The sequence below is a fragment of the Lysinibacillus sp. YS11 genome (genome assembly GCF_002896375.1).
Classification (GTDB): domain Bacteria; phylum Bacillota; class Bacilli; order Bacillales_A; family Planococcaceae; genus Lysinibacillus; species Lysinibacillus capsici.
Genome location: NZ_CP026007.1, coordinates 3674486 through 3690436, shown reverse-complemented (window position 1 = coordinate 3690436; position 15951 = coordinate 3674486). Strand labels below are relative to the sequence as shown.

Sequence of the window (15951 nt, the reverse complement as noted above, 5' to 3'; positions counted from 1 at the left end):
TAGAATATTCAGTACATTATAGTTGCAAGATTACTACTATACGAGGTGATGATATGAATTTACAAGAGTATGCATCCTATGACGGTATTGGGTTGGCAGAGCTAGTAAAATCGAAGGAGGTAACACCACAGGAGTTAAAGGAGCTAGCGTTAGAAGGAATAAAAAAAGTCAATCCATCCATTAATGCAGTTGTTAGTGTGTTAGAAGAGCAGGCTGACAAAGCAATTGAGAAGGTTGATGAAAATGCGCCGTTTGCAGGTGTTCCGTTTTTAATTAAAGAGCTTGTGCTACATGCAGAGGGTGTTTCGCATAGTATGGGGAGTCGTATTGGAGAAAATACGGTTATACCAGTCGATAGTGAATTAATGGCGCGCTTTAGAAAGGCTGGCCTGATTTTAGCTGGTACTACGACAACACCAGAGTTTGGCTATAATGCAGCGACTGAAGCAGTTATTTATGGTGCAACGCGCAATCCGTGGAATTTAACTCATAGTCCAGGCGGTTCGAGTGGAGGGTCAGCAGCCGCTGTGGCAAGTGGTATAGTGCCAATCGCTCATGCTAATGATGGCGGAGGTTCTATTCGTATCCCCGCTTCCTGTAGTGGGTTAGTGGGATTAAAGCCAACACGGGGAAGAGTTCCAGCTGGTCCATTCAATAGCGAGCCTTTAAATGGTATTGCCATTGAGTTCGCTGTGACGCGTACAATTCGTGATACAGCTGTTTTATTGGATCAAGTAGCAGGCCCGGACTTAGGGAGCTATTCCAAATTAGAAGTAACACATGCACCGTATGGACAACTTATCCAGGAAACAGTGCGCCCACTAAAAATTGCTTGGACAACTGAAACAAATTCTGGGGCATTTGTCGATCCGGAATGTATAGAAGCAGTTCATAAAACAGTTCAAGTTTTAAAGGAGCTAGGACACGAGGTAGTAGAAGCGCGTCCGAAATATGAACAAGCATCATTTACAAAGGCGACGGTTGCTATTTGGACAGCGAATATTTATCACATGATTCAGGGGGCTGCAGCGGGAACTGGTAAAGCAGTTTCTCCAGACTATATTGAAGCGGCCATTTGGAAATGCTATGAATACGGTGGTCAATTAAAGGCGGCTGATTTATTGGAAGCTATTCATACAAATGCAGTCGTTTCACGTCAAGTTGCAGGCTTCTTTGAAGATTATGATATTTTATTGAGTCCAACTATTGGCACACTTCCTGCTAAAATTGGTGAATTAAATGCCAACAATCCTAACATTTCAGCTGTTGAATGGACAGAGCAAATTTTCACGTATGCACCGTTTACAAATTTATTCAATGCTACAGGTCAGCCCTCTATATCATTGCCTTTAGCCGAAAGTAAATCAGGCCTACCAATTGGTCTACAAATGACAGGTAAATTTGCAGATGAATTGACGTTATTACAGCTAGGTAGACAGCTAGAGGAAGCAATGCCTTGGAAAGACCGTCAACCGGCAGTACATGTCAGTGAACAGCCTCAGCCAGCGGTATAATATAGCATGAACGCACTTAGTGTAGACTGGGTGCGTTTTCTTTCTGTCGTAATTTTAAAGCTTCCTCAAAAGCAGGTTTTATCCTGGCCTCGAACTCATATACATAACTTAAAAGCTAATAGGAGTAGTGATTATTGGACAAACAACAACATAAGTACAGATGGATTGTGTTTGTTGCTGTATTGTTTACCTATTTGTTAATGGCAAGTCAGCGAACTGCTCCAGGATTAATTACAGATCAATTGATGGAGGATTTTGGGGTAACGGCTTCGACAATTGGCTTATTGACGAGTATTCAATTTTTTGTGTACACGAGTTTGCAAATTCCGATGGGGATTTTAGCTGACCGATTTGGGCCAAACCTTTTCCTCATCATTGGTGCCATCCTTACAGGTATAGGAACCATTCTTTACAGTCTAGGTACACATGAATTCATTCTATTCTTTTCTAGAATGCTTACTGGTGTAGGAGATGCCACCATATGGGTGAATATGGTGCTTATTTTGGCACAATGGTTTCATAAAAAGGAGTTTGTCCGATTAATTGGCTTTGCAGGTATGACAGGGAGCTTAGGCTTTTTATTGGCAACAGTGCCTTTTGCTACATTGATTCTTTTATTAGGTTGGCGAATCACCTTTTTCTCTACAGGACTTTTACTATGCTTATGTGGTGTACTTCTTTATTTTGTGCTCGTACAAAACACAAAACGCATTTTTTCAAAGGAACCTGTAAGCATAACTAAAGAACTAAAACGTGAAAAAAGCTCCAAATTATTACGAAGAATATTTTCAAGCAGGCAAGCATGGGCTTTATTTTTTTGTCATTTTGGCGTTGTGGGCGGGTATGTTGGCTTTATTAGCTCGTGGGCAGTACCATATGGGATCAATATGTATGAGATGTCACGGTCAGAGGCTAGTCAGTTAATTATGATTGGCCTAGTCGGAGCGCTTATAGGAGCACCTTTAATGAGCTGGATTGCTGGCTGGTTAGGTACGATTAAGAGACCCTATATTGTAGTGCATATTGCGGTTTTAACGAGTTGGTTTGCCTTTCTTTTATTGAAAGGGCATCCGTCCATTTTCATGCTCATTGTCCTGTTCTTTATCATCGGCTTTGGCTATGGTGCAAGTGCTTTAACCTTTGCGGCAGTTCGTCAAACTTTTCCTTTAGCTGAATCAGGCATTGTTTCTGGATTTGCCAATACAGGGGGCTTTCTAAGTGCCGCATTGCTGCCCATTATTTTTGGGTTTATTTTAGATTACTTTCAAGCTGCCACAGGCAATGTAAGGGATGGGTACTACTATGGCTTCATTTCGCCTGTTATATTCTCCTTCATTGGTTTGATGGGAGTCCTGTTATTAAAGGAAAAACGTGTGAGAGTGGCTCTAGCATATCCAAATGAATCAAATAAATCCTATTAAAATAGGGATATTGGACGGGTTTGAAACTTTTGTTGAATATCAATTTTCTATTGCTTTTTCCTCTTTAATCACGCTAATATTTGTTAAATTTATGAAATTATATTACTTTTATGATAGATTTTACCTGGTTAGACATCTCCATAAATGCTACACTGATTAGGAATCTTAAAATTCAGAATAAAAAGGGAGAAAACTAGGAAATGAATCAATTGAAACAAGTTATAACAATACTAAGTATTGCTGTATTGATTCTGGCAACAGGAATTGTCTTTACACAAACGCCTGTCAATGCACAAGAGAAAGAGAAAGATATTCATATTACACTCCTGGCTACGTCAGATATTCATGGCCGCTCTATGCCTTGGGATTACGCAGTGGATGGACCTAATCTCACAGGAAGTTTAACGCAATTATATACAATTATTAAAGATATCCGTAAAGATCATCCGAATACCATCCTATTGGAAAATGGAGATTTAATACAGGATAATTCTGCAGAATTGTTTAATGACCAGCCGCAGTCACCAATGATGGTGGCTGTTAATGAAATGGGCTATGAAGCTTGGACATATGGTAATCACGAGTTTAATTTTGGTTTGGATGTATTGGATAAAGTTTCCAGTCAATTTAATGGAGCAAGACTTGCTGGGAACGTTTATAAAGAAAATGGCGAACGCTATTTACCTGCATATACAATTATTGAGCGTGAAGGGGTTAAAATCGGGGTTATTGGCATGGTAACACCTTTGATTACAGAGTATGAGAAGGGGACAAATCATCTTGATGGTTTAGTTGTCAAAAACCCTATAGAAGAGACTAAAAAGGCAGTTAAGGAATTAGAGGGTAAAGTAGATGTCATGATTGGCCTTATGCATATGGGATTGGAAAATGAAAATGGTGTTCCAGGAACGGGTGTGAAGGAAATGGCTAATGCCGTACCAGAACTAGCTGCTATTTTTGCAGGACACAATCATGTACTGATAAATAAAGAAGAAGTGAACGGTGTTTTTATAACAGAGCCTAATAAATATGGAACACATATTTCACGAATTGATTTAATATTTACTCGCCAAGGCGAGAAATTGTTGCTTAAAGAAAAAGATGCTTCAACTATTCCTGTAAAGAATGAAGACGGGACCTTTGTTGAATCGGATAAAGACCTAGAAAAAACGTTGAAGCCATACCATGATTATGCACGTGAAGATGCTAATATCGAAGTAGCACAGCTTAAAGGAACAAATCTTGTTCCCAAAAATGAAATTAAGGGTATACCAGCTGTACACATCCAAGAAACACCTTTATCAGATTTTTTCCATGAGGTCATGCTACATTATAGTAAGGCAGATGTGGTAGCACATCAGATTGATAATGACAAAGCTTCATTGGATGTAGGTCCTATTAAGAAAAAGGATATCGCCTATAATTATCAATTTGCTGGTGGAGAAGTATCAGTTTATGAAGTAACGGGCAAAGATTTAAAAGATTATATGGAATGGGCAGTTGGCTATTTTAATAGCACACGTGATGGAGATGTGACGATTAGTTTTGATAAAACGCGTCGTTCCTCTAAATATAGTACGAATGATTATTTCGGAAATGTAAAATATGACATCGATTTAACTGAGCAGCCAGGTAACAGAATAAAAAATCTACGAAAATTAGATGGTACCCCAATTAAGCTAGAAGACAATTTAAAGCTTGGTATGAACTCTTATCGTATGGATTTTCTTGTATCAAAAGGTCAGGCACTTGAAGGGCGTAAGTTTAATATGATTTGGTCCTCTAAAGAAGAAAGTGCCTATGGAGAAACAGGCGGTACAATCCGTAATCTAGCCATTCGATATCTAAAAGAAGAGATGAACGGCGTGTATGAGCCAGTGATCCAGCATAACTGGAAAATCGTTGGTGTCGATATGAAATCGCCAGCACGTGCTGCTGTTGTTGAATTAATCAATAAAGATATTTTAGCCATTCCTACAACGGAAGATGGTAAATATACAAATATAGCATCTATTAATATCAAAGCTTTGATTACAGAAGAAGAAATAAAAATGCTAGCAACAAAAGCAAAAGTAGATGCTAGCCAATTTACTGGGGTAAAAACGTCAGGTGAATTTTATCAAAAGCTGGTAAAAGCATTGAATAAACCTAAAGATGAGCCAGTAGAAAAACCGGTGAATCCAAGTAAGACAACACCAGACAAATCGAAGCCAACTATTACTCAGTCAGAATCACTTAAAGGGATTGTTACGGCTTATCACTTAAATGTTCGTTCAAAGCCATCGAACTCAGGAAAAGTATATGGGACAATTTCAAAGAATACCGAAATTACAATTTTAGAGGAAATACAAGGCTGGTATAAGATATCTTATAATAATAAATCGGGGTATGTTTATAGCAAATATGTAACGATTAAAAAATAAGAGCTAGCATAAGGCTGAAGGAAACTAGATTTGCATCTATTCCTTCAGCCTCTTTACATACGGCGATTTTTAGTCAATTAACACGTTGGGCTTTGTCATTGTAGTAGAGCGTTATTAAACTTGTGAATGTAGGTTATTAAAAGTCAAAAAACCTTATCCCATATATACACTAGCACAAGTATCTGGAGCAGGTTCATAAAAGCAATGATTCTTAAATTGTCCTGTAAACGGCTGACCATACCATGTTGGGGGACATGGTGCATATGGATTGAAGTACCAGAGTGCGTATTTTGCTGGATGTTCTCGCCAGAAATCTAAGTTTTGTTTCGCTAATCTTTTTTCCGTTTCTCTTGCTCGTTGGTAAAACATATTGCCTTTTTGAACAGCTTCGAAAGAATAGTTTCCGCCTTGTACCTGGTAAATAACCTGCTCAATCGTTCTTACATCATTGAAGTCTAAACAGGACGCCACTGCACGATTCACAATGACATTGCCCACGTAAAGCATACCTTGTTGACCTTCACCCTCTGCTTCTGCTCTCATCATCCTTGCCATTAAAGCAACGTCTGCATCACGGTATTTTACTCTTGGCATTTTTCCACCTCCACCTTATAGTATGAAAAAGAACAAGGCTAGTTTCACTTTATCTTGAAATTCGTTGTTTTTGAATATCACTCCATAAAAAACACCATCTTTACTGTTCAACAGCAAGATGGTGTTTTTTCATTAAAAATTATTTTTGAAGTATGGCGTTTTTTTCAGTACAACACATACTGGGATGGCGATAACTAAGCCTACGATGTTTTGAATGACGTCCCCAGGAATGGATGCCAGCGGGGCAATCCAGCTGTTGAACATAATGGCTTGCCCAACATAGTAAACAGAAATCATCACAGGCATTGATACTACTGCTCCTAAAATATTCAGCCCAAGATTATCACCTTTATGTCCTTTTGACCAAGCAATTTTACCGACAATGAAGCCTTGTAATGCGCGTGAAATAATGGTTGTGGGTGCCCAAATTAACCAGCCACCTACGATATCGAATAAACCCATTCCAATAGCTCCAGCAAGTGCTCCTTTTTTAGGCCCGAATAGAATAGCAGAGATAAACAGCATAGATGTTCCTAAGTGGATAAGGCCCCCTTGCCCAATCGGTAGCTTAAGATTGATAAACATTGTAGCAACGAAAACAAGTGCTGCTAAAATCGCTGTAATGACTAAATCAAATGTTTTTGTGCGTGATTTTGTATAGGATGTTGGCCTTTGTATATTTTGCATTTGTCTCTTCCTCACTATGATGAATATTTTGATGATTTTTACTTTAACAAAGGACTGACTATTGTAAAAGTGTCAATTTCATAAAAAAGTTAAGGGTCAGTTTGAGGTTATTTTCGCATCTTTCTAATTGTGATACGATGGGGAGAGTAAAAGCAGGATGAGTTAGGTGGAATGTATGATGAAAAAAGTTGCTGTAATTCAAGATATGTCGTCCTTTGGAAAGTGCTCATTGACGGCTGCGATGCCTGTACTCTCTGTGATGGGTGTGCAAGCAGTCCCACTACCAACAGCTATTTTAACGGCACAAACAGGATATTCAAGCTTTTATTGTGAAGATTTAACGTCAAAGATGGACTCTTTTATAGACGAGTGGAGTAAGCTTGAAGCTACCTTTGATGGTATTCATACAGGCTTTGTTACAGGTAAGGAGCAAATCGATAATATATTTCGCTTTTTAGACGTGTTTCACTCAAATAAGACGACATTGCTTGTCGATCCAGTAATGGGCGATCATGGTGAGGTCTATAAGATGTTTACTGGTGAATTGCTTGATCGTATGAAAGCGTTAGTAAAGTGTGCTGATATTATTACGCCAAATGTTACGGAATGCTGCTTGCTTACAGGTTTATCCTATGAAAGGCTATTGAGCTATCAAAATGATAATGATTATATTCATGCCCTTAAAGAGGCAGGTCAGCAGTTACAGCAAGCAACTGGAGCAAATGTCATTATTACGGGTTTGAATCCACCAGTAGGTGATACGGACAAGCGTTATGTTGGCAATATGTTTGTCGATTCTGAGCGGTCTTTTCATAATATCCGCAACTATAATGGTGAGAGCTATTCAGGCACAGGCGACCTCTTCGCATCCATCATAATGGGCGGCATGATGCGCGGACAAGATTTAATGGAATCAATGACAATGGCAGAAACATTTTTAGCCGCTGCAATTGAAGCTACTTCGAAGGAGCAAGTACCTCGTGAGGCAGGCGTGCATTTTGAAAAGTTTTTACGTATGCTGCTTTAGAAACTATAGAGTGACCTAAAATGTTAGCATCATTTTAGGTCACTTTTCTTTTAACAGCAATCTCATAGTGATGTCTCTCATGAATAGCCAACAACTGAATAGCTTGAATGAGATTAGGATAATGCGCAATGGGATCAGGAAAAACAATATGCCCTGCAACATCCTCGTCTATATTTTGTACTAACTTTTGCAAAGCAAGTGTCTCGTTGATAAGTAATTGGTCGATATCATAACTGTTTAATACAAAGCGTATTTTCTTAGGTGGAACTAAAATACCTGGTGCTCGCATTCCATGTCCTTTTTTGGATTGATATTCTTCATAAATATCATGTATTTCAGTAGAGAATGGCTTGTTTCTTCGCATTTTAGCGATAGGCGTAAGGAATAAAGAATATTTGGTTGCTGTGTGGAGCATTTTGAGAATCAAATAAAGGTGATAAAAGTGTTCGCCAATGGACCATTTTCCCTCGCGTGTTACACGCCATAGTTCTTCCTGTGAAAGTGAATGAATAGCTGGTAGGTAGTGTGCTCGTTGTGCCTGTAATGTAAGAAAGTGTTTTGACATATTAGTAGATTCCATAGATTTTCAGCTCCCTTATTTCCATTTTAAGGATTACTGTTGGAAAAGTACATCAAATGCCAATCGTTATGGCCGATAAATAGGAAAAGTATGATAGGAGGAAAAGGCATGGAAATTAGACAATTAACAGCTGCAGATGCTGAGGTATATAGAGATTTAAGATTAGAGGGATTGCAAACAAATCCAGAAGCTTTTGGCGCTAGCTTCGAGGAAGAAAAGGATTTGTCAATTGAGTCGTTTGCAAGTAGGCTCGAAGGACAGGGAACATTTACGTTTGGGGCATTTGACCAGGAGGATTTACTCGGTGTGGCGACATTGGTGCAAGCAAATAAAATGAAGCTAAAGCATAAAGCGAGTATTTTTGCCGTTTATGTTTCTTCAAAAAAACGGGGATTGGGCATAGGAAAACAACTAATGATAGAGATCATCAATCAAGCAAAGACACTAGTAGACGTCGAGCAAATTAATTTAACAGTTGTTTCTTCCAATGAATCAGCAAAAGGATTATACAAATCGTTAGGTTTTCACGTTTTTGGAACAGAACGAAACGCCTTAAAAATAGGGCAGCAATATTATGATGAGGATTATATGGTGCTGTATTTCTAAAATTGCTAAAAAGCCTTTGAAGACTTCCATCTTCAAAGGCTTCAATTTATTAGAATGAGTAACAATGGAACAATGAAATTAAAGCAAGGAATAAAAGAATCCCCGTAATAAAAAGAATAAGTAAAGAGCTAACAATGCCCACTTTTTTATAAGTAACCATAGACTTAGCAAGATAGTAAGGACCGATAATGGGAGTGCCAGCCAAAATCCAAGATTCCCCAAGTATTCAATCATAATGGGGAATGAATGGTGAAAGTAATTGTAGGGAATATCTAGCATGAGAAAAATGGTCAATATAAGCTCCATAAAATCCCCCCATCTACATATTTGTTCTTACATATATGGTATGCAGAAGCATCTTTAAGTCACACGGCAACATCCTTTTTAAAGGATGCTGCCGTATATTTTTTTATAGGCTTAATAATTTTCCCTTTTATCTAACAACTTCAAGATGATTGCTTCCAAATTTTCTATTTTCTTCTCAAAACGCATAAAGAGATAGATGGTAATGGCAATAGGGAAACCTGAATTACCTATTAGGTGAACCCACATTTGTATAGTTTCAATTGGTATCATAACATCTTCCTCCCTCATTATTGTGATGCTTACAGTTATGAAAAGTGAACGTACGATTAATAAAATCAATACGAATGAATAAATTAGGGAACATTTGTTCTGTTTTTGGTTTATAATAGATATATGATATTCACTTTAATGAACAAGAAGGCGAATATATAGGAGTGATGCGAATGTGTAATGAGTACAAAATAATAGAAGAGTTTTTTTACAGAAATAGAGAACAGGTTAAAAACCCAATTATCAGGAGTTTTTTGGCAGATGCACAAAATCTTTATTTGGTACAACATGCAATCTTATATCCCAATGATTGTAATTTGAAAATGGTTGATGAAACATTTCAAGCTCATTATCAAAGGGTACAGAAAATAAAATATATCAGCAATTTAATTTATTTCTTTAGCTTGGATTTCGATAAAAAAAGAGAAGATTGCAAAATCGCTTTTTATTAGTCGCAGATAGTGGTCTAATGGACGACGGTATAAGAGACGAAGAGAGCGAAGAAGAAGGATTATTAGAAAAAATTGAAAATGAACAGCTCTTTAAAGGCTTGCAAAAATTAACAGACAAGCAACTGCAAATTTTAGAAATGATTTATGTCAAAGACTATTCTATAAAAGTAATCGCTGAAACATTACAAACAACACCACAGAATATATCCAACCTGCATCGAAAGGCTTTAAAGAAGCTTCATCATATTATTAGAAAGGAGGAGATTTAGTCAATGCAGAACAATATGAATGAGGAGATGCTAATAATTATTGAAAATTTTACGCCAAAAATTAAGCAGTGTCTTCATCAAACAAGTTACCAGGATAGAGAAGACTTAGAGCAGGAGATTAAGCTGAAAATTATTGAAAAGCTGACAACGAAGGAATTTGAAAATACACCTTGTTTTTGGAATTTTTTTTGTATGATAAAAAAAGAGCAATGCCCTTTTAAGAAGGACAATTGCTCTTTTTAATCATTAACCCTTTAAGAAATCTGGTTTTGCAAAGCTTGGATTTGGATATGTGTAGAAGCCTTCACCTGTTGCGCGGCCCAATTTGCCTTTTTCGATGTATTCTGTTTTTAAGAGGTTAGCTAATTTTTTCATGTTTTCATCACCAGTGGCAGTTGCTTTCGCTTCCACAATGTTATAGGCAGTGTTAATGCCAACGATGTCTAGAATAGCAAATGGTCCAAGTGGAGCGCCTGTACCAATCATCCATGTTTTATCGATTGTTTCTGGATCGGCCACTTCTTTTACAAGTAAAGATTCTGCTGCATCTAAAAACGGAACTAGTAATGAGTTTAAAATATAGCCAGGTTGCTCTTTATGCAATGGTAGTGGTACCATGCCAATGGCGCGTGCAAATTCAATCACTTCATCAAATACTTTCATATCTGTACCAGGGTGTTTCATAATTTCCGCAGTATTGTTTTTCCAAATTGTATTAGCAAAGTGAAGAGCTAAAAATTTATCAGGACGGCCAGTTGCTTCAGCAAATTGGCTTGGTAGTAAAGTAGACGAGTTTGTTGCAAAAATTGTTTTTGCTGGTGCTACTTTTCCAAGATTCGTGTAAAATTCTGTTTTGATGCTCACAACTTCAGGGATTGCTTCTATAACAAGATCAGCATTGGCAACTGCTTGCGCCAAGTCACTATTAAAAGTAAGACGTGCATAGGCTGCATCCACTTCTTCTTGTGAAGCACCTAAATCTTGTTGATAAAATGGTTTTAATTTTGTAATACGATCCTGTGCATTTTTTAATGCCTCATCGTTAATGTCATACACTGTTACATTAAAACCTTTGAAAGCAGATTGATAAGCAATTTGGCTTCCTAATACACCACTACCTGCAACCGTAATGTTTTGATAATTCATCGAAATTCCTCCTTTGAAATTGTTACATTAATATAATAGTGTGGATATGTAGATAATCCTTCATTACAATTCCATACTACTTCTACCGTTGAATAAAAATCAAATGAAAGCCTCTAACATTATATAAATATAAAGTTATCTGAAAAAAGTTTCTTTCCAAGTATGTACCCAGTGTAAAAGAAATATAACAAAGAACAGCCTTTAAGCTGCCCTTATTTGAGAGATATATCTAATTACATATGTAATTGTGGTAGATAGCATTGAGAAATTTGTCCTTCTGTTAAACTAGTTTCAAACTCAAAAGTAAAATAGGAAAATTATAATGTGTTAAAAATGGGTCTTTTATATAATTATTGTTTAATTCCCATATTTTTATAGATTTATAAACTGTTGTTTTAGTACACTGAATCTATGAATTGAAGGGGGAAAAACAGTGAAGAAAATAATGTTAGCTGGTGCACTGAGTATTGCATGTTTTACAGGGGTTGGTGGACAGGCGTATGCACAGGATGTAGTAAATGTGGCAAATATAATCCATCCAAAGCAGAATGTTGCAGCCACTAGTCAGTTACAAGCCATGCCCTATCAAGATATTTATAAAATGCTTTTGTTATCTAAAATAGGCTTTGAAAATAACGAAGTGTCGATTGTTACAACAAAAAATAGTATTACAGTAAAAATTTCATTAGAGGCGATTCTTCAATCGTACAAAGATGGTACAAACCTCTATCCAGAGGGAGAAAAAGAGTTTAAGGAAAACTATGAAGAACTGAAGAAGTTATTTGGGCCTGCGATTCAAATAAAAATTACACAAACTAGTAATGGCTATAATAGTGAGGTATATACAGCTGGCAAATGGGAAGCAGTTAGTGCAGAGGATTTAAATGATATGGTACAGGTATTTGCTCGTGCCGACGTTGAGTTAAAAGCAGGTGGATATTTCAAGGATGCTATTGGTCATTGGGCTGAAAGCTATATTCAGTTACTATATCAAACAAATATCATTAATGGGACAACGGCTACTATGTTTAATCCAAATGGACAAGTGACGCGTGGAGAACTGGCGGCTATTATTTTCCGTGCATCTGGCTTAAATGTGAATGAAGATTATGAGGGTCCTGCTTCTTATACTGATCTTAGTGGTTTCTGGGGTGCTAAGGAGGTAGCGATTCTTGAGGAGTATGGCTTAATCGATATTTTCAATGGTGAAAAATTTGAGCCGAAAAAGCCTGTTACACGAGAGGAAATGGCCTATATTACTGCTAGGTATTTAGAAGGTATGGAAGTGAATGTTGCGCAAGTGAGCAAAAACAATTCATTCACAGATAAAAATCAAATGCGTCAAGAAACAGTAGAGGCTATCGGTCTATTGCAACATCTAGGTATTTTAAATGGTACGAATGGTAAGTTTAACCCAAAAGGTAATCTTACTCGGGCAGAGGTTTCTAAAATTTTAACGCTTACTTTAATGCTAGTTAGTGAAGAAGAATAAAAGAGGAAAGGGATGTCTCATGCGCGGAGACATCCCTTTGTTATTCAACAAGTATATGGAAAATATAGCTTAGGAAATAACCTAGAAAGAGATACATAAAAAATGCTTTAAATGAGACTTTCTGTAGCTGATGCAAAATGAATTCAGAAATACTAGCTGTAGCAATCAATCCTATCGAAATGCCCATTAAGATCCCTTGTGCTTTGTCTGGTAAAGCCCAATACTGACCAAACCAGATGAAAATACTAAAGAAAATAGAGAAGATGAAGAAATAAATGAAAAGTCTCCAAAGCCTTTCACCTTGAGAGATGAGTGCAGTAGATAATGCAAATCCCTCTGGAACATGGTGGAGAATAATGGAGGCTGTGAGAGAAATACTTAATGCAGCATTTCCAAGTAAATTTCCAACAGTGAGACTAATAGGTATTGTATGGATAATCATAGCTAGTGTTAATAGAGAGACAGAGGGATTCTGTGCATGAGAAGCATGAAATAAGGTATCTAGTAGTTGGAAGATGAAATAACCAATAAAAATACCTAATATAATCCCAAATGATTGATAGATTTGAAAGGAAGAAGGGATGATATCTAGCACAAGTAAGCCTACTAAAAAACCTCCGCACAATAATGATAACCCCTGTGTCGTATGCTGAAATAGCTTAGAGAAAATCCAGGCAATCGCGCCCCCAATGCTCACACTGAAAAATAGAAATCCGCCAAGTATCATTGCACTCACCTGTAAAATTCCTCCGCCCTATCATCAACTTAATGCCTTTTTCAAACTATATGCTAAGTAGAAATGAATATGCTTGACATTGAATTGCCTGCATAAAAACGATCATGATAAAGATGTGCATACTGCAGGTTAGCGAAGGAAAGAATAGAGTCGAAAATATATGCTTGTTGTGATGATACTATGCAAAGGGAGTGTTGTCGTGAAGGCTGTAACCTATCATGGAAATAAAGATATTAGAGGGTCCAACTGTTAAAAGAAGGACGATATTATTGTGAAAATCACTTCTACTGCTCTTCGTGGAACTGATTTGCATATTTACCAAGGCGCTATTTCTTCACATAAGAATTATGTAATAGGTAAGAGCATGTGACAAAAGTGAAAAAGGGTGACTGTGTCCTCTTGCCTTTTAATGTATCGTACCATTACATATCAATTGCCATTAGAAGAAGCAAGTAGCCTATGAAATAATTTGTGGACGGGAAGATAACTGTATAAAGGTGATTCTAAAACCTTAAATCGAGTGAGTATGCTCCTTTTTTTGTGGAAATATAGGGAATGGTTTAAATTGACTGAATATTGGTTTAATTCTATACTTTTTAATAGAAAGGACAGATTCATCGATTTAGCTCATATAGGGAGGAATGGTTGAATGAAATGGGATGCTAGTTATGATGTAGTAGTAGTAGGCTCTGGTGCAGCGGGATTGACAGCAGGTTTAACAGCAAAGTTACAAGGAATGAAATCATTAGTGATAGAAAAAACAGATCGCTATGGTGGTGCTTCTGCTATTTCAGGTGGTGCTTTATGGATTCCTAATAATCATATCATTAAAGGTGCAGGTGTCCCAGATACACATGAACTTGCACGCCAATATCTAGATTCAACAATCGGTGATCGTGTGCCAGAAGAGCTAAAGGAAACTTATATTACGAGAGGGCCTGAAATGTTACGCTTTTTATACAATAAAACAAAGCATATGCGCTTCCAATATGCAAAAGGCTACTCGGATTATTATCCAGAAAAACCAGGTGGGTTGTCACAGGGACGCTCCATTGAACCACTTATTTTCGATTTAACAAAAATGGGCTCCTTAGCAAATTCTATGCGTCGTGCAACTCTATCAACAAAAGGCTTCACGATGAATAGCTACGAGTTTCATAAAGTGAATATGATTACCCGGACGCTAAAAGGTAAAACTACTGCACTGAAATTAGGGGTGCGTTTAGTCAAGTCAAAGGTGACTAAGAGCGATCCAGTAGCCTTAGGAGAAGCTTTAATTGCACGTTTACGCCTCTCCCTTGCAGAAGCAAATGGTGAGCTTTGGCTATCAACGGCCTTTAAAGATTTCATTATGGGCAAAGGAAGAGTAATTGGAATTATTGTGGAACGAGATGGACAAGAGCTTAAAATTGAGGCAAAGAAAGGTGTTGTTCTGTCATCAGGTGGCTTCTCACATAATCAGACACTTCGTGAAAAGTATTTACCAAGTCCTACGAATGCTGCATGGACTTCTTCTCCAGAAGGTCAAACAGGTGACATCCTTGAACCTGGCGTAAAAATTGGTGCAACGTTGGATTTAATGGATAAAGTATGGGGAGCGCCTTCTGTTATTGATCCACAAGGACATCCATTCTTCCTTGTGGCAGATCGTGGCGTGCCCAATATGATTGTAGTGGATAGTGCAGGGCAACGTTTTGTCAATGAAGCGGCTCCATATCATGAATTCGTGGATACGATGTATAAGCATCAAGAGGTCACACAGCAGGCAGTTCCTTCCTGGATATTAATTGATGCTTCAGCTAAAAGCCGTTATATTTTTACAGGATTGTTCCCAGGACAGGCATTCCCGAAAAGTTGGTTTGAGCATGGAGTTGCAAAAAGTGCGGAAACGATTGAAGAGCTTGCCAAACAAATGGAAGTGCCAGCGGAGAACCTAGTAGCAACGGTGAATCGTTTTAATGACTTTGCGCGGAACGGACATGATGATGATTTTTATCGAGGAGATAGTGCCTACGATAATTACTACGGGGACCCGACACTACCAAATCCAAATTTAGCAGAAATCAAGAAAGCACCATTCTATGCATTGCGTCTATATCCTGGAGACATCGGCACAAAAGGTGGCCTCGTAGTAGACGAATATGCTCGTGTAATAAAGGAGAATGGCGAACCCATTGAGGGGTTGTATGCTTCTGGCAATTGTTCAGCGTCTATCATGGGGGAAACGTATCCTGGCCCAGGCGCAACCATTGGGCCTGGTATGACACTAAGCTTTGTGGCGACAGCACATATGGCCAATGCAGTGACAAAAGATGAGGTATCACTTGTAAACGTGTAAATGAAACGAAGCCCTTCCTTTCTAATAAGGAGGGGTTTTTACGTTGGTGTAATGTTCTAATACTTTCTTGCTAGGAATATAGTGGCTACT

Annotated in this window: 16 protein-coding genes and 1 pseudogene; 11 read left to right on the top strand and 6 right to left on the bottom strand. The window is 37.8% G+C overall.

The genetic code is table 11. The annotated features are described in order from the left end of the window. The first annotated feature begins 53 nt into the window (after nt 1–53). The 3 genes from LBYS11_RS18540 to LBYS11_RS18530 all read left to right on the top strand — a co-directional run bounded on the left by LBYS11_RS18540 (nt 54) and on the right by LBYS11_RS18530 (nt 5358). Nucleotides 54–1514: an amidase gene (locus LBYS11_RS18540; RefSeq protein ID WP_103118753.1), complete on the top strand. Its 1461-nt coding sequence runs from the start codon at nt 54–56 to the stop codon at nt 1512–1514. A 134-nt stretch (nt 1515–1648) separates the two neighbouring features. Continuing rightward, entirely contained in the window at nt 1649–2935 is a 1287-nt protein-coding gene (locus LBYS11_RS18535; protein WP_103118752.1) for an MFS transporter, read from the top strand. A gap of 200 nt (nt 2936–3135) precedes the next feature. Beyond that, nucleotides 3136–5358 carry a 5'-nucleotidase C-terminal domain-containing protein gene (locus LBYS11_RS18530; RefSeq protein WP_103118751.1) on the top strand — a complete coding sequence of 741 codons (2223 nt, stop codon included), beginning with the start codon at nt 3136–3138 and terminating at the stop codon, nt 5356–5358. Nucleotides 5359–5511: 153 nt separating this feature from the next. Here the strand turns inward: LBYS11_RS18530 and LBYS11_RS18525 are convergent, their stop codons facing one another. Beyond that, nucleotides 5512–5952 (bottom strand): cell wall hydrolase, encoded by a 441-nt coding sequence (locus LBYS11_RS18525; RefSeq protein WP_004228176.1) that lies wholly within the window; start codon nt 5950–5952, stop codon nt 5512–5514. Between the two features lie 132 nt (nt 5953–6084). Continuing rightward, complete coding sequence (locus tag LBYS11_RS18520) at nt 6085–6639, bottom strand: ECF transporter S component (RefSeq protein ID WP_103118750.1); 555 nt, start codon at nt 6637–6639, stop codon at nt 6085–6087. Nucleotides 6640–6817: 178 nt separating this feature from the next. Here LBYS11_RS18520 and LBYS11_RS18515 point away from each other — a divergent pair, with 178 nt between their 5' ends. Next, nucleotides 6818–7666, top strand: coding sequence for a pyridoxamine kinase (locus LBYS11_RS18515; RefSeq protein WP_103118749.1), 849 nt, complete (start codon nt 6818–6820; stop codon nt 7664–7666). 34 nt (nt 7667–7700) lie between these two features. Here LBYS11_RS18515 and LBYS11_RS18510 read toward each other — a convergent pair whose 3' ends face one another. Continuing rightward, entirely contained in the window at nt 7701–8246 is a 546-nt protein-coding gene (locus LBYS11_RS18510; RefSeq protein WP_103118748.1) for a DinB family protein, read from the bottom strand. Between the two features lie 108 nt (nt 8247–8354). Here LBYS11_RS18510 and LBYS11_RS18505 point away from each other — a divergent pair, with 108 nt between their 5' ends. Next, nucleotides 8355–8852, top strand: a complete 498-nt coding sequence (locus tag LBYS11_RS18505; protein ID WP_054549489.1) for a GNAT family N-acetyltransferase — start codon at nt 8355–8357, stop codon at nt 8850–8852. Between the two features lie 417 nt (nt 8853–9269). On the opposite strand, the gene LBYS11_RS18495 is transcribed toward LBYS11_RS18505, so the two are convergent. Then, entirely contained in the window at nt 9270–9428 is a 159-nt protein-coding gene (locus LBYS11_RS18495; protein ID WP_103118747.1) for a YvrJ family protein, read from the bottom strand. 173 nt (nt 9429–9601) lie between these two features. Between LBYS11_RS18495 and LBYS11_RS23815 the strand changes: the two genes are divergently transcribed. The 3 genes from LBYS11_RS23815 to LBYS11_RS18485 are packed head-to-tail and all read left to right on the top strand — an operon-like array spanning nt 9602 to nt 10392. Beyond that, on the top strand, nt 9602–9880 hold the full coding sequence (locus LBYS11_RS23815; protein WP_233732170.1) for a hypothetical protein: 279 nt from the start codon (nt 9602–9604) through the stop codon (nt 9878–9880). Then, complete coding sequence (locus LBYS11_RS23810) at nt 9859–10149, top strand: sigma-70 family RNA polymerase sigma factor (RefSeq protein WP_233732167.1); 291 nt, start codon at nt 9859–9861, stop codon at nt 10147–10149. Before LBYS11_RS23815 ends, LBYS11_RS23810 begins: the two co-directional genes overlap by 22 nt. A gap of 3 nt (nt 10150–10152) precedes the next feature. Continuing rightward, nucleotides 10153–10392 (top strand): hypothetical protein, encoded by a 240-nt coding sequence (locus tag LBYS11_RS18485; RefSeq protein WP_103118746.1) that lies wholly within the window; start codon nt 10153–10155, stop codon nt 10390–10392. 3 nt (nt 10393–10395) lie between these two features. Here the strand turns inward: LBYS11_RS18485 and LBYS11_RS18480 are convergent, their stop codons facing one another. Continuing rightward, complete coding sequence (locus LBYS11_RS18480) at nt 10396–11295, bottom strand: 3-hydroxyacyl-CoA dehydrogenase (protein WP_048394338.1); 900 nt, start codon at nt 11293–11295, stop codon at nt 10396–10398. 433 nt (nt 11296–11728) lie between these two features. Here LBYS11_RS18480 and LBYS11_RS18475 point away from each other — a divergent pair, with 433 nt between their 5' ends. Beyond that, nucleotides 11729–12787 carry an S-layer homology domain-containing protein gene (locus LBYS11_RS18475; protein ID WP_103118745.1) on the top strand — a complete coding sequence of 353 codons (1059 nt, stop codon included), beginning with the start codon at nt 11729–11731 and terminating at the stop codon, nt 12785–12787. A gap of 40 nt (nt 12788–12827) precedes the next feature. Here LBYS11_RS18475 and LBYS11_RS18470 read toward each other — a convergent pair whose 3' ends face one another. Further along, nucleotides 12828–13514: a ZIP family metal transporter gene (locus LBYS11_RS18470; RefSeq protein ID WP_231595704.1), complete on the bottom strand. Its 687-nt coding sequence runs from the start codon at nt 13512–13514 to the stop codon at nt 12828–12830. 208 nt (nt 13515–13722) lie between these two features. Here LBYS11_RS18470 and LBYS11_RS23805 point away from each other — a divergent pair. Both LBYS11_RS23805 and LBYS11_RS18460 read left to right on the top strand, forming a co-directional pair. After that, nucleotides 13723–13940 (top strand): annotated as a pseudogene (locus tag LBYS11_RS23805) (alcohol dehydrogenase catalytic domain-containing protein); the annotation flags it as partial. Nucleotides 13941–14172: 232 nt separating this feature from the next. Then, on the top strand, nt 14173–15861 hold the full coding sequence (locus LBYS11_RS18460) for an FAD-dependent oxidoreductase (RefSeq protein ID WP_103118744.1): 1689 nt from the start codon (nt 14173–14175) through the stop codon (nt 15859–15861). The last annotated feature ends 90 nt before the right edge of the window (nt 15862–15951 follow it).

Bases quoted from the DNA above. Each gene is read 5' to 3' on its own strand.
- LBYS11_RS18495 (WP_103118747.1), bottom strand. From the start codon at position 9,428: ATGATACCAATTGAAACTATACAAATGTGGGTTCACCTAATAGGTAAT.
- LBYS11_RS18505 (WP_054549489.1), top strand. From the start codon at position 8,355: ATGGAAATTAGACAATTAACAGCTGCAGATGCTGAGGTATATAGAGAT.
- LBYS11_RS18530 (WP_103118751.1), top strand. From the start codon at position 3,136: ATGAATCAATTGAAACAAGTTATAACAATACTAAGTATTGCTGTATTG.
- LBYS11_RS18510 (WP_103118748.1), bottom strand. From the start codon at position 8,246: ATGGAATCTACTAATATGTCAAAACACTTTCTTACATTACAGGCACAA.
- LBYS11_RS18485 (WP_103118746.1), top strand. From the start codon at position 10,153: ATGCAGAACAATATGAATGAGGAGATGCTAATAATTATTGAAAATTTT.
- LBYS11_RS18480 (WP_048394338.1), bottom strand. From the start codon at position 11,295: ATGAATTATCAAAACATTACGGTTGCAGGTAGTGGTGTATTAGGAAGC.
- LBYS11_RS18460 (WP_103118744.1), top strand. From the start codon at position 14,173: ATGAAATGGGATGCTAGTTATGATGTAGTAGTAGTAGGCTCTGGTGCA.
- LBYS11_RS18515 (WP_103118749.1), top strand. From the start codon at position 6,818: ATGAAAAAAGTTGCTGTAATTCAAGATATGTCGTCCTTTGGAAAGTGC.
- LBYS11_RS23815 (WP_233732170.1), top strand. From the start codon at position 9,602: ATGTGTAATGAGTACAAAATAATAGAAGAGTTTTTTTACAGAAATAGA.
- LBYS11_RS18525 (WP_004228176.1), bottom strand. From the start codon at position 5,952: ATGCCAAGAGTAAAATACCGTGATGCAGACGTTGCTTTAATGGCAAGG.
- LBYS11_RS18470 (WP_231595704.1), bottom strand. From the start codon at position 13,514: ATGATACTTGGCGGATTTCTATTTTTCAGTGTGAGCATTGGGGGCGCG.
- LBYS11_RS18540 (WP_103118753.1), top strand. From the start codon at position 54: ATGAATTTACAAGAGTATGCATCCTATGACGGTATTGGGTTGGCAGAG.
- LBYS11_RS18520 (WP_103118750.1), bottom strand. From the start codon at position 6,639: ATGCAAAATATACAAAGGCCAACATCCTATACAAAATCACGCACAAAA.